The following is a 13,100-nucleotide window of genomic DNA, read 5'->3' on the forward strand; positions in this document are numbered from 1 at the left end:
AATGCAGGCTGCGGCCCGTGTTCAGCCTGTTGGAATCGCGAGGGAAATTAGGCATGACAAGGCACGCCGCGCGGCAGGCAGGCGGCGGCGTAGCTTCGACCGGTCAGGCGTGGGCGGGTCGGCTCAGCCGTGCACGATCGTCTTTTCGATCATGCAATGGATGCCTTTGGAGCCGTTGACGGTTTGGGTCACCCGCAGATCGGCCGCCAGGCTGCACAGCGTATAGGCGTCCTCGCGCGACAAATTGCGCCTTTCGCCGAGCAGCACGATCATGTCGCGCAGCGCCCGCACCACGCACTGGTCGAGGTCGGGGTCCATGGCCATGGTCATGTAATGCGTCGCCGTCTCGCCACGGGGATAGTCGAGCCTGAGGTCCTTGCGCAGCGTCAGACGGAAGCGGCCCTGGAGCGCGGTCTCGATCGCGGTGACGCAGACCTCGCCGTCGCCCTGCACGCCATGGCCGTCGCCGCAGGAGAACAGCGCGCCCGGGACGAACACCGGCAGGTACAGCGTCGCCCCGGCGCCAAGCTCCTTGTTGTCGAGATTGCCGCCCATGGCGCGCGGGACCAGCGAGGAGATGCGGCCCCAGGCGGGAGGCGGTGAAACGCCCATGACGCCGAAGAACGGCTTGAGCGGCAGGTCGAGTCCCCACGGCATGCGGGCGACCATCCGCGACCGGTCGAGCGGGATGTTCAGGATGCGCGTCTCGTGGAAATCGTCGGGCAGGGTGCCGGACAGCGGCTTGATCATGTTCCAGCCCCAATCCTGCCGGAGCTGAACGTCGAGGATCTCGACCGCGAGCACGTCGCCAGGCTCGGCCCCCTCGACCGCGATCGGGCCGGTGAGGATATGGCCGGGGAGCATGCGCTCGTTTTCGGCATGAACCTCGTGCATCTCGGGCGGAATGTGAAACTTGCTGCGGTCGGGCAGCATATCCGGACCGCCGCTGATGGTGTCGACCGTGACCTCGTCGCCGCTCGCGATGGTGAGGACGGGCTTGAGCGCAGCCTCGAAGAAGCCCCAATGACAGGTCTCGGGGCTGGAATGCAGGTGGTGATGGGTCATGTGGCGTCCGTCCGTTTCACAGGCCCGGGCTTGACCAGGCAATCGATCCTCTTCCAAGAAGCTTTCTGAAGATCGACGGGCGGGTCAAGCCCGCGCGCAACAGGCACGACCATTCCAGCGAGGCTCCCCTGCTTTTTGTCCTGTCCAAGACCCTCGGCGCCGCGGTGCTGCCGATCAACTTGATGATCGAGCTCGGAATCGTCTCGGTCGTCCTGATGGCGACGCGCTTTGCCGCCTTCGGCCGCAAGCTCGCCGCGGCCACGCTGATCATGCTGGCGCTCGCCGCGTTTTCGCCGCTCGGCAACCTCTTGCTCTATCCGCTGGAGTCGCGTTTTCCGCCGTGGGATCCGTCGCGCGGTGCGCCCGACGGCATCATCGTGCTCGGCGGCTCGGTCGACACCGATCTGTCGGCGGCACACCGCACGCCGGTCGTGGCGCACGCGGCCGATCGCCTGTTTGCGCCGGCCGAGCTCGCGCGCCGCTATCCGAACACGCGCGTTGTTTTCACCGGGGGCACCGCGAACCTGGTTTCGACGGACTCCCGGGAGGCCGACTACTCCGCGCCGATCCTGGAGAATCTGGGCATCGCGAAGCAGCGCCTGATCCTCGAGCGGGACTCTCGCAACACCTACGAGAATGCGATCTTCACCAGGCAATTGGTATCACCGAAACCGGGCGAACGCTGGCTCCTGGTCACCTCGGCTTTTCACATGCCGCGTTCGATGGGGATCTTTCGCAAGGCGGGATTTGACGTCGAAGCCTATCCCGTGGACTGGCGAATGGGCGGCCGTGACGATCTCTTCTCTTTCACCAATGTCGGCACGGACGGGCTCGGCCGAACCGAGGTCGCCGTGCGCGAATGGATCGGGCTCGTCGCCTACCGCCTGATGGGCCGGACTGGCGAGTTGCTCCCGGGACCGGCGAAGGACTAGAACCGTTCAACAAGCAATAACAGCGCCGGCGCGCGACGGCCGGCCGGGAGGACGCCATGCAACAGCAGAGTGCAGACAGCATCGATCTTGCCGGCCTCGTCACCGATCTCAACAGCCTGTTGCGGCTGAAGACTACGGTGATCGGCATGAAGCTGTTCGCGCGGACAGCGGACATGGAGGCAATCCCGAAAATCCGGCGGCCGAACGCGGTCCACACCACCGACCAGATCGTCAGCATGGCGGCGCGTCTGGGCTGGACCGTCGGCATCACCGCCGACGATCTCGTCGGCGCGCAATGCCGCGCCGTGATCGGTCTTGCACCGCAGGATGAGAAATGGCTCGCCGGCGAAAACTATGTCGGGGTCTGGCACGGCACGGCCGAGGACGCGCGCAAGCGCCAGGAGGCGCTGGACGTGGTTCCGTTCGGGCAATATCAGGCGCTCGCGGTCAGTCCGCTGGCGAGCGGCCGGCTCGATCCGCCGGACATCTGTCTCGTCTATGCGACGCCGGGGCAGATGATCATCCTGATCAACGGGCTGCAATATACCGGCTACAAGAAGTTCGAATGGGGCGTGGTTGGCGAGACCGCCTGCGCCGATTCCTGGGGCAGGGCGCTCAAGAGCGGTGAGCCCAGCCTGTCCTTGCCATGCTATGCCGAACGGCGCTATGGCGGCGTGCCGGACGAGGAGATGCTGATGGCCTTGAAGCCGGAACATCTCGCCAAGGCGGTTGTGGGCATGAAGGCGTTGGCCAAGAACGGACTGCGTTATCCGATCCCGCCCTATGGTATCCAAAGCGACGTCCGTGCCGGCATGGGCGTGAGCTACGCGAAGAAGTAAAGTAAAGGCCGACCATGAGCTCTGCGAAATTCGACATCGTCGTCTATGGCGCGACCGGTTTTACCGGCCAGCTCGTCGCCGAATACCTGACCCAGCATTACAAGAGCGACCATTCGCTCAAATGGGCGATGGCGGGCCGCAGCCTCGGCAAGCTGAAATCGGTCCGCGATGCGATCGGCGCGCCCGGGAATACAGAGCTTATTGTCGCGGATGCGTCGGATGCGGCCTCGCTGAAGGCGATGGCGGAACGGACGATGTCGGTGATCACCACCGTCGGGCCGTATCAGCTCTACGGTGAGGAACTGCTCGCGGCCTGCGTGGCCACGGGCACGGATTATTTCGATCTCTGCGGCGAGCCGATCTGGATGCGCCAGATGATCGACAAGTACGAGGCGGCTGCAAAAGAGAGCGGCGCGCGGATCGTGTTTTCCTGCGGCTACGATTCCGTGCCGTTCGAGCTCGGCACGTTCTTCGTCCAGGAAGAAGCCAAACGTGTGTTCGGCGCGCCGGCCTCGCGGGTGAAAGGGCGTGTGCGCGACATGCGCGGCACGCTCTCGGGCGGCACCGCCGCGAGCGCGAAGGCGACCTTCGATGCGGTGGCCAAGGATCTCAGCCTTGTCGCCATTCTCAACGATCATTTTGCGCTGACGCCCGGCTTCACCGGCCCGAAGCAGCCGAAAGGCAACAGGGCCGCCTTCGAGGAGGACCTGCAATCCTGGGCGGCGCCGTTCATGATGGCGCTGATCAACACGCGCAACGTTCACCGCTCCAACATGCTGATGGGATTTCCCTACGGCCAGGACTTCGTCTACGACGAGATGGTCCTGACCGGTCCCGGCGAGAAGGGCGAGGCCAACGCCAAGCTCGTGATGGCTGCCAATGCGGGCAAGACCGGCCCCGACGCACCGAAGCCCGGCGAGGGGCCGTCGAAAGAAGAGCGCGACAACGGTCTGTTCGATCTGCTCTATATCGCGATCGCGCCCGATGGCCGCATGGTTCGCGCCGGCGTCACCGGCGACCGCGATCCCGGCTACGGGTCGACCTCGAAGATGATCTCCGAATGCGCGATCTGCATGCTGCGTGACACGACCGACGTCGCAGCCGGCTTCTGGACCCCGGGCGCGGCGATGCAGCACAAGCTGATCAAGCGGCTGCAGGAGAATGCTGGGCTGACCTTCGCTGTGGAAGCTTAAAGCCCACGATCCCAGGAAGCCGATCCGTGTCCGCAAAATTCGACATCGTCGTCTACGGCGCAACCGGATATACTGGCCAGCTCGTCGCCGAGTACCTGGCCGCGCATTACGTCGGTGACGGCGCGCCGACATGGGCGATGGCGGGTCGCAGCAGTGACAAGCTCGCATTGGTCCGCGATGCGATCGGCGCGCCTGCCGACACGCCGCTCATCGTTGCGGACGCAGCCGATTCTACGTCATTGCGGGCGATGGTCGATCAGGCGAAGCTGGTCGTCACCACGGTCGGTCCATACCAGCTCTATGGCTCCGATCTGCTTGCCGCCTGCGTCGCGTCGGGCACCGACTACATGGATCTCTGCGGCGAGCCGATCTGGCTGAAGCAGATGATCGACAAGCATGAAGCCGCAGCGAAAGCGAGCGCCGCCCGGATCCTGTTCTCCTGCGGATTCGACTCGGTGCCGTTCGAGCTCGGTGCGTTCTTCGTGCAAGAGCAGGCCAAGCGCGCGTTCGGCGCACCGGCACCGCGCGTCAAGGGCCGCGTCCGCGACCTCAGCTGGAAATTCTCCGGCGGCACTTCGGCAAGTGCAAGGGTCACCTTTGAGGCGGTGGCGCAGGACCTCAGCCTGGTGTCGATCCTCAAAGACCCATTTGCCTTCACGCCGGGCTTCGAGGGACCGAAACAGCCGCGCGGCAACAGGCCCATCTTCGAGGAGGACCTGCAATCCTGGTCCGCACCGTTCGCGATGGCGATCCTCAACACGCGCAATGTCCATCGCTCCAACTTGCTGATGGGATTCCCGTATGGCCGGGATTTTGTCTACGACGAAATGGTGCTGACGGGGGCGGGGGAGGAAGGGCAGGCCAACGCCAAGCGCGTCATGGCCGCTAACAGCGAAAAGACCGGTCCTGAAGCGCTCAAGCCCGGCGAGGGCCCCTCAAAGGAGGAGCGCGACAACGGTCATTACGACCTGCTCTATGTCGCGATTGCTTCCGATGGCCGTCAGGTTCGCGCGGCAGTCAAGGGCGATCTCGATCCGGGTTATGCGTCGACGGCGAAGATCATCTCCGAATGCGCAATCTGCCTGTTGCGCGACACGCCGAACGTAGAGGCCGGCCTCTGGACTCCGGGAGCAGCGATGCAGCACAGGCTGATCAAGCGGCTGCAGGAGAATGCAGGGCTGACGTTCACGGTGGAGAAGTAGCTGTCACCTTCCCTTCTCCCAGGCGGCGAAACCGACCTTTCATCCTCAAGCCGTCTCGCGTGTTGAGCACGAGCAAGGTGATGTTCACAGCCCCTGCGGCAAGCTCGACAGCCTGCACCGCATAGAAGACTGCATCAAACTCGGCGGCGCTCGCCTTATGTGCGAGGAACAGTGCGGCGGGGACGAGGACCAGGACGCCATTGCCGGCGATCAGCGGCATTCGCTTGATCTTGGCGCCGACCAGGCCGGCTCGCCGACCCCGTGCCAGCGTAAGGCCCGTGCCCCCCGCCGCCGCCAGCGCCGGGACCAGCAAAAGAAAGCCCCATGGTATGGCGGTCTTGACGGCGGTGATGACGGCTTGGGATGCGAAAAGCTCGCTGAGTGCGGTCGACAACCAAAATGTCGAGATGGTCAGAAGCGCGATTGCGCCAGCAATGGGATGGATCACCTTGATCATGATTGGGTTCCCTTGACCGAAGACGGCCAGCCTGTTCAATGTGACATGATGATGTCGATATTTATGCTACAGAGAGCCATATTGACATTATGATGTCAACTAACGTCATGGTAACAATATGCGCGCTACCAAGCGATCCCCGGCCGGTGATGCTTTGACTGAGCTCATTCTCGATCTGTTCAGGGTCAACAACCTGACCGTGACGTGGGGCGACCGGCTGGTCGCTCCGCTCGGCCTGACCAGCGCGCGCTGGCAAATTCTGGGGGCAATCGTAGCCGCGGACCGCGCCCAGCCGGTCGCCTGGCTCGCCCGCGACCTCGGAGCGAACCGCCAGAACGTTCAGCGCATCGTCAATGACCTGGCCCAGGAAGGGCTCGTTACGTTCGAGCCCAATCCACATCACCGTCGCGCGCACCTTGTGGTGCTGACGGACAAGGGACGGAAGACTTACGACGCTGCCATCCGCCTGTATGACCCCAGAGTCAACTCCCTGGTGCAAGGTCTCCCGATGGAAGACCTCAGGATCGCCGGTCGCCTCATGAAGGCGCTGCGCAAGAAGCTTGAAGACGAGGAGAGTGCTACAGGCGCCTGAGCGAATCCTCGTGCCGACGTCCGCTCACGTGGAGCCGAATGATCGGGGATTCGAAGATTGAGCAGGTCTATGGTCGGAAGACAATCCGGTGGTCATCCGCAGCGTCGTTCCAGGCCTCGGCTATCGCCGTGAGGGGCAACGTCTTCACCGGGGTGTCAAAACCGCCGGCTGGCAGAGCCGCCAAAAGTTCTCCGGCCCCCGAGATCAGTTCCGAAATCGAGAGACTGCCGATCCCGCTGCCAAGAATCTCCAGGCCAGAGCTGCGCAGCGCATGCGCCGAAAGTGGGATTGTTTCTCCAGCGATTGAGCCGAGCTGGACGTAACGAATGGCAGGTTCTCCACTGCGAGATCCGCGTCCGTCCGTTGCCGCAGCGATGACTCTGGTTGCGGGCTCCCCCCAGAGATAGTCGAGAACTACATCGATCTTTCCGGAGAACGCGCGTTGCAGCGAAGCGTCCACATTTTCGTCCAGTCGGATTGTCTCGACCGTCTTGGGGAACGCGGCGAGCTTGGTTGCATTTCGCCCGGTCACGATGATCCTGCTGGCGCCCAGATAGGAGGCGATCTGAACCGCCAGGCTTCCCGCCGACCCGGTCGCACCGTTAATCAGCACGGCCTCGCTCCGCACGAACTTCGCACGGCGCGTGAGAGCAACCCACGAAGAGAGCCCGCTGGTTACGACGGCAGCCGCCCGCGCGTCGTCAATACCATCGGGCACAGGCACGGTCGCGCTCGATGCGACCAGCGACTTCTCCGCCATGGAGCCGAACGGGGACTTGGGAAATATGAAATACACCCGTTCACCGGTGGAATTCATCCCAACCCCATCGACACCAGGCACGAAGCCAGCGCTGCCCGAACTGGTATTGCTCGTGTAGTGCTTGCCCGCGGCGAGACTTTTCACGATCGGGCTCAGCGGCGCGGCGAGAACGTCGATGACCGTTTCGCCAGCCTCCGCGCAAGGCTCTGCAAACTCGCCAAAGGTCGGTGAAGAACCAAACGAATGAACAATTGCAGCTCGCATTGACTATCCCTTCACGGCGACAGGCGGTGGCGCTTGGAGGGCCACCGCTGCAAGTGCATCGGAGACCGCCGCACGCAACGGCGTCGTCGGACGACCAATAAGGTCGCTCAAGTCGCGCCGATCGTCGAACAGATCGCCCTTTGCCGCTGCGATGTCGAACCCGACGAGCATGCGCGCCACCGGCTCGGGAAGGTCCGCGCCAATGAGCGCCTCACCAAACCCTGCTTCCGACATGTTCCTGTAGACGATTGGTTTGCCTGTCTGGCGCGCAACTTCGGCCGCCAGTTCGGCAAGCGTGTAGGGCTCGTCGCCCGCCAATTCGTAAACCTTGCCCGATTGATCCTCCCGCGACGTCAGGACTGCGGCGGCGGCATCCGCGTAGTCGAGGCGGCTCGCCGACGCGATGCGCGCTTCGCCGGCGCAGCCGACAAACGCACCATGCGCAAGCGCCATTGGCAACGCGCCGAGATAGTTTTCGGTGTACCAGCCGTTGCGCAGCAACACATATGGCACGCCGCTCGCCTTCAGCAGCGTCTCGGTCGCCCGATGATCGGCGGCAAGCTCCAGTGTCGAAATGTCTGCATGCAGCAAGCTGGTATAGGCGATTAGCTCAACCCCAGATTCCTTCGCCGCGGTGATCGCGTTCTCATGCTGGCGAACCCGCTTGCCGGGCTCGCCGGCCGAGATCAGCAACAGCTTCCTTACGCCGGCGAAAGCACGTTCCAGGCCCGTGGGATCGTCGTAGTCGCCTGGGCGGACGGCAGCACCTTCAGCCTTGAAGGCCTCTGCTTTGGCTGGATCTCGGACGACGGCTGTAATCTGCTGTGCTGGCACAGCCTTCAACAAGGAAGGGATGACAAGCCGGCCGAGTTGGCCAGTGGCACCGGTCACTGCAATCATGGGATGGTCTTTCCAATATGGTTATGCAGCTTATGGATGTGACATTGGTTATAATGACTATGTTTCAACGCTCTGCGACTGGTTCTTCTTGCGCCGTCCATGACGCGGCCGAGTACGGTTCGACCTGATGCGCTTACACCGCCCGCGCGTCGTACGCGTACATGAACTCCATGCTCTTTGCGCCCAGGGGCAGCAGCCACTTCATCACTTGATTTCGCATCCACGCGCCGGTGGCGCTGAACTCGCGCTTGCTGTTGCCGTTGCGGCGGGCCATGGCGACGATCTTTTCCGTGCGAGGGCGTCGTTCGGCCTCGAAGGCCTGGAAGGTGACGCCGAGCTCCTGGCCTTGCTGCATCAACCGGGCGAGGCGCATCGCATCTTCCAGCGCGAGCGAGGCGCCCTGGCCGGCGTGCGGGCTGGTCGCATGGGCGGCATCGCCGATCAGCAGCGAGCGCTTGCGCGACCAGGTCGGCAGGGTGGCGACGTCGAGCGTGTCGGTGACCACGATGTTCTCGGCTGCATCGATGATGCCAGGGATCGGGTCGTGCCAGCCGTGGTGGAAGCCGCGCAGGTGCTGCTTCAGCGTTGCATCGTCGAGCGCGCGAAACATCGCCGCGTCCATGCCGTGCGCCGGCTGCGTGCTCCACCACATCACGCCGTCGTTCGGATCGGGACTGCAATAGCCATAGCCGAAGAAGCCGCTCTGCCCGAACGTGGTCTCGACGTGCCGACCGATCGGTCGGCCACCGAGGACGGCGTGCGGCACGAAGCCGCCGAAGCCGATCAGCCCGGTGTCGAACGGTTGCGGCCCGTCCGGCACCACTTGGCGGCGCGTCACTGAGTGCACGCCGTCGGCGCCGATCAGGAAGTCGCCTTCGGCCGTGGTGCCGTCGGCGAAGTAGGCGATGATCGGCTGGTCGCCGCGATCCTCGATCTTGATCAGGCGCTTCTCGAAATAGAGTGAAACGCAGGCGCACCAGGCCTTGTCGATCAGCATCTCGTTCAGCGTGGCGCGGCAGACATTGACCGCGGGCTGGCCGAAACGCCGCGCCATGTCGCGATTGATCGAGCCGAGCCTCTCTCCGGCTTGCGAATAGAAGTCGAACGATTCCGCGATCGAGCCGCGGCTGATCAGCTCGTTCGAAAGGCCGATCTCGTCCATGATCTGCATGCCGTTCGGTGCGATCTGAAGGCCGCCGCCGATGCCTTTCGAATAGGGCCAGGCCTCGTAGATCGCGGACTCGATGCCGGCGCGGCGCAGCAGGATGGCTGCCACTGGCCCGGCGATGCCGGCGCCGATGATCAGGGCCTTGCGGGGAGGATAGGACATGGCTTGCTCCCGACGTTTCCGTGGTGCTAGGAGAATTATGGTCGCTAAATATCTTAGTGACTAAGATATATATTGACTAAGATACGAGGTCTGCCTTGTCAAGGACGAAGGCGCGCGCTGCGCTGCTGCAGGAACTCGAGGAGGCGATGCGCAGATCGTCCGCGCAGGGCGTGCTCTATGGCCAGACCGTTGCGAACGTTGCCGGAATTGCCAATTCCGACCTCGAATGCATGGACATCCTGTATCTGGAAGGCCGTGTCACCGCCGGCCGGCTCGCCGAAGTCACGGGCCTGACGACGGGGGCCATTACCGGCGTGGTCGACCGGCTCGAAAAGGCAGGCCTGGTCCGTCGTGAGCGCGACGATGCCGACCGTCGCAAGGTCTTCATTGCCGTCGTGCCGGAGGCGATAGAAAGGCTCGGCCAGTTCTACGTGCCGATGCAGCAGGCGATGGAGAGGGTTTTTGGCGGCTATTCCGACCAGGAATTGCGCCTGCTGCTGCGCTTCGCCAATGAGGGCTACAAGGGCGTGCTGGCGGCGACTGCGGCGCTGAAGGGCCTGCTCGATACGCCGCCGGAGAAACGCCCCGATCTCAAGCTGAAGAAGCTTCGTCGCCAGCCCTAGCCTTGTAGATCTGCGCGGCCGCGATCATGCCCCACATCGCGCCCAGCATCATCCAGAAGTGCCGCCAGTGGTCGGTGTCGATCACGAAGCTTTCGCCGACGGTGCCGACGAAGGCCGAGAACACCGCAAGATAAGCGCGCTGCCACGGCACAGGCACGAAGATGTGCCTGACACCCATGATGACAGTCGTGAAGACCAGCGCGGGATAGCAGATGCCGGACAGCCAGCCGCCGGACATGAAGGCGTTGAGATAGGAGTTGTGGGTGTCCTCGGGGAAGAAGCGGTGAAATTGCAGAGGGCCGATCCCGAACGGCAGGTCGAGCGCCATCTCCGCTCCCAGGATGTGCCGGCCGAACCGGCCGAACCTGCCTTCGTCATAGCTCTGGTCGAAGCTCGCGCGCTGCTTGAACATCTCGGCGGTGGAATCGAACGACATCAACACCGCGATCAGCGCGAGGCCCAGCACCGCGGCGAGGATCGCCATGACGATGATGCGCGAGCGCTGCGCGTTGGTGCGGCTGGTCAGCACCATCAGCGCCAGCATGAAGGCGGATGTCAGCACCAGCCCGCCCCAGGCGGCGCGGGAGAACGCGAGCAGGATCGCCAGCGACATGATGCCGAAGGCGATGACGTTGCGAAACGCCTTGCCGGCCTTGTCGGAAACCACGCTCTGCAGCGAGAACAGTGCCGGCAGGATCAGGAAGGCGCCGAGCACGTTCGGATCCTTGAAGGTGCCGCGCGCGCGTCCATACAGCGTGAGGAGATCGTCGCCGCCGGGAACCAGGTGGAAGTAGCCGGCGACGGCCGAGAGCGAGGCGACCATCGCGCCGACCACGAGCCCGCGGCGGAGCATGTCAAGCCGGGCCGCGGTGTCCTCCGACGTGACCATGGCGAAGAACACGACTGTCACCGCCATGTACCAGGAGGTCGCAATCCAGCTCACCACCTCGGACTGCTCGAACAGCGGGATCGCGCTGATCGTGTAGCCGACATTGAGCAGGATCAGCATCAGCACCAGCGGCATCAAAGCGAGCCGCAGACGCAGGCCGGTGGCGAAGAAGGTGACGGTGGCCAGCAGCGTCACGATCTCGTAGGGGCTCGGCTCGATGAAGACGATCGCGCCGGAGGCGCCGACCAGCCATACCAGCGCGCGCTGGAGCGCCAGCACGCCGGGCGCAGCGCGAACGGCTGCATTCATCTCCCCGGCTGTTGCCGCATACGCCATCACATGCTCACGCTATTCTTACCACACAACTTCCGCCGTCATGCCCCGCGAAGGCGGGGCATCCAGTACTCCGAGCCGTTGGTGGCAGTTTCCGCTGCCGGTGATTACTGGATCGCCCGGTCAAGCCGGGCGATGACAGCGTAGCTCGGGCACGACAAACTCAATACGCGTTCTCGTTCTTGGTCAGCAGCGAGATCGGCGTCTTTAGCAGAATGACAAGATCGAACAGCACCGACCAGTTCTCGATGTAATAGAGATCGAACTCGACGCGTTTCTGGATCTTCTCTTCATTGTCGATCTCGCCGCGCCAGCCGTTGATCTGGGCCCAGCCGGTGATGCCGGGCTTGACCCGGTGCCGGGCGAAATAGCCGTCGACGGCTTCGTCGAACAGGCGGCTCTGCAGCTTGCCCTGCACCGCATGTGGACGCGGGCCGACCAAAGAGAGATCGCCGGAGAAGACCACGTTGAAGAGCTGCGGCAACTCGTCGAGGCTGGTCTTGCGGATGAAGCGGCCGACGCGGGTGACGCGCGAGTCGTTCTTGGTCACGACCTTCGAGGCCGTCGGATCAGCCTGGTGATGGTACATCGAGCGAAACTTGTAGACGTCGATGCGCTCGTTGTTGAAGCCGAAGCGCTTTTGTCGGAACAGCACGGGGCCGGGGCTGTCGAGCTTCACGGCCAGCGCCACCAATCCCATCACCGGCAAGGCCACGAGTAGCGCGAGGGTGCCGACCACGCGGTCGAACAGCCATTTCATCACCAGGTCCCAGTCGGTGATCGGCGCCTCGAACACGTCCAGCGTCGGCACCTCGCCGATATAGGAATAGGAGCGGGGGCGGAAGCGCAGCTTGTTGGTGTGTGCGGAGAGGCGGATATCCACCGGCAGCACCCAGAGTTTCTTCAGCATCTCCAGGATGCGCGTCTCGGCGGAGATCGGCAGCGCGAACAGCACGAGATCGACGCGGGTGCGGCGGGCGAACTCGACGATGTCGTCGACCTTGCCGAGCTTGCGCGCGCCGGCACAGGTGTCGAGCGCGCGGCTGTCGTTGCGGTCGTCGAACACGCCGAGCACGTGGATGTCGGAATCCTCCTGCCCTTTCAGGGCCTCGACCAATTGTTCGCCGTTGCGGTCGGAGCCGACGATGATAGTGCGTCGGTCGAGCCGGCCCTCGCGCCCCCAGGCGCGCACCAGCGAGCGCAGCACCAGACGCTCGCAGAGGAGCGCGGCAAGCCCGAGGACGTAAAAGGCGGCAAGCCACAGCCGCGATATTTCGCTGCCGAACTTGGCGAAGAAGGAGATGCCGATGAACAGCAGGAAGACGAACGACCAGGACGAGATCATCCGCGTCATCTGCCGGAGCTGACCACGGAACAGCTGCACCTGATAGATGTCGGCGGCCTGGAAGCAGACCACGGCGGAGATCGCGACGGCGATGATCTGCGCGGGATAGATCCAACTGAAGGAGCCGGCGTGCGGCATGACATAGCCGAGATAGAGTACGATGCCGACGAGGCTCAGCAGCGCGAAATCGGCGAGGCGTACGAAGCCGGTGATCACGATCGGCGAATAGGCGCGGGCGACCTTCTGGTTGACGACGTCAAGCGCGGCGAGCGAGAGCCGCTGGCGGCGCTCCACAAAGGGCTGGTCAGCCGGCTTCGCCGCGGCGCTGGTCGCGGCATCGAGCATCGAGCGTGCGTTGAGCGGTTCCACGGGAGTC

General features: G+C 63.8%; 13 protein-coding genes. 6 read left to right on the plus strand and 7 right to left on the minus strand.

Annotated elements, in window-relative coordinates:
* Positions 1–123: 123 nt before the first annotated feature.
* A complete protein-coding gene (locus AC0L30_RS02530) occupies positions 124–1,065 on the minus strand; it encodes an acetamidase/formamidase family protein (protein WP_473403726.1) in 942 nt (313 codons plus the stop codon).
* Between the two features lie 182 nt (positions 1,066–1,247).
* Here AC0L30_RS02530 and AC0L30_RS02535 point away from each other — a divergent pair, with 182 nt between their 5' ends.
* From AC0L30_RS02535 to AC0L30_RS02550, 4 genes are read left to right on the plus strand one after another with little or no spacing between them, the layout of a single operon-like run.
* Positions 1,248–1,997, plus strand: a complete 750-nt coding sequence (locus AC0L30_RS02535) for a YdcF family protein (protein ID WP_245286059.1) — start codon at positions 1,248–1,250, stop codon at positions 1,995–1,997.
* A gap of 56 nt (positions 1,998–2,053) precedes the next feature.
* Entirely contained in the window at positions 2,054–2,836 is a 783-nt protein-coding gene (locus tag AC0L30_RS02540) for a DUF169 domain-containing protein (RefSeq protein ID WP_007603460.1), read from the plus strand.
* Positions 2,837–2,850: 14 nt separating this feature from the next.
* Positions 2,851–4,029 carry a saccharopine dehydrogenase family protein gene (locus AC0L30_RS02545; RefSeq protein ID WP_007603461.1) on the plus strand — a complete coding sequence of 393 codons (1,179 nt, stop codon included), beginning with the start codon at positions 2,851–2,853 and terminating at the stop codon, positions 4,027–4,029.
* Between the two features lie 26 nt (positions 4,030–4,055).
* Positions 4,056–5,231, plus strand: coding sequence for a saccharopine dehydrogenase family protein (locus AC0L30_RS02550; RefSeq protein WP_007603462.1), 1,176 nt, complete (start codon positions 4,056–4,058; stop codon positions 5,229–5,231).
* On the opposite strand, the gene AC0L30_RS02555 is transcribed toward AC0L30_RS02550, so the two are convergent.
* Positions 5,215–5,688, minus strand: coding sequence for a hypothetical protein (locus tag AC0L30_RS02555; protein ID WP_007603463.1), 474 nt, complete (start codon positions 5,686–5,688; stop codon positions 5,215–5,217). The two genes, AC0L30_RS02550 and AC0L30_RS02555, sit on opposite strands and share 17 nt — an antisense overlap.
* A gap of 118 nt (positions 5,689–5,806) precedes the next feature.
* On the opposite strand from AC0L30_RS02555, the gene AC0L30_RS02560 reads away from it, so the two are divergent.
* Positions 5,807–6,280 carry a MarR family winged helix-turn-helix transcriptional regulator gene (locus AC0L30_RS02560; RefSeq protein ID WP_007603464.1) on the plus strand — a complete coding sequence of 158 codons (474 nt, stop codon included), beginning with the start codon at positions 5,807–5,809 and terminating at the stop codon, positions 6,278–6,280.
* A gap of 67 nt (positions 6,281–6,347) precedes the next feature.
* Here AC0L30_RS02560 and AC0L30_RS02565 read toward each other — a convergent pair whose 3' ends face one another.
* The 3 genes from AC0L30_RS02565 to AC0L30_RS02575 form a co-directional block, all read right to left on the minus strand.
* On the minus strand, positions 6,348–7,304 hold the full coding sequence (locus AC0L30_RS02565) for a quinone oxidoreductase family protein (protein WP_007603465.1): 957 nt from the start codon (positions 7,302–7,304) through the stop codon (positions 6,348–6,350).
* 3 nt (positions 7,305–7,307) lie between these two features.
* The gene (locus tag AC0L30_RS02570; protein ID WP_007603466.1) at positions 7,308–8,204 is read right to left on the minus strand and encodes an SDR family oxidoreductase; all 897 of its coding nucleotides are present in this window, start codon (positions 8,202–8,204) and stop codon (positions 7,308–7,310) included.
* Positions 8,205–8,337: 133 nt separating this feature from the next.
* The gene (locus AC0L30_RS02575) at positions 8,338–9,534 is read right to left on the minus strand and encodes an FAD-dependent monooxygenase (RefSeq protein ID WP_007603467.1); all 1,197 of its coding nucleotides are present in this window, start codon (positions 9,532–9,534) and stop codon (positions 8,338–8,340) included.
* 146 nt (positions 9,535–9,680) lie between these two features.
* Here AC0L30_RS02575 and AC0L30_RS02580 point away from each other — a divergent pair, with 146 nt between their 5' ends.
* Positions 9,681–10,157, plus strand: a complete 477-nt coding sequence (locus tag AC0L30_RS02580; RefSeq protein WP_051058561.1) for a MarR family winged helix-turn-helix transcriptional regulator — start codon at positions 9,681–9,683, stop codon at positions 10,155–10,157.
* Here AC0L30_RS02580 and AC0L30_RS02585 read toward each other — a convergent pair.
* Together AC0L30_RS02585 and AC0L30_RS02590 are read right to left on the minus strand one after the other, a co-directional pair.
* Entirely contained in the window at positions 10,126–11,382 is a 1,257-nt protein-coding gene (locus AC0L30_RS02585) for an O-antigen ligase family protein (RefSeq protein WP_007603470.1), read from the minus strand. The genes AC0L30_RS02580 and AC0L30_RS02585 overlap by 32 nt on opposite strands.
* Before the next feature lie 160 nt (positions 11,383–11,542).
* Positions 11,543–13,093 carry an undecaprenyl-phosphate glucose phosphotransferase gene (locus tag AC0L30_RS02590; RefSeq protein WP_007603472.1) on the minus strand — a complete coding sequence of 517 codons (1,551 nt, stop codon included), beginning with the start codon at positions 13,091–13,093 and terminating at the stop codon, positions 11,543–11,545.
* Positions 13,094–13,100 lie beyond the last annotated feature (7 nt).

Source organism: Bradyrhizobium sp. MI1.11 (assembly GCF_055811255.1).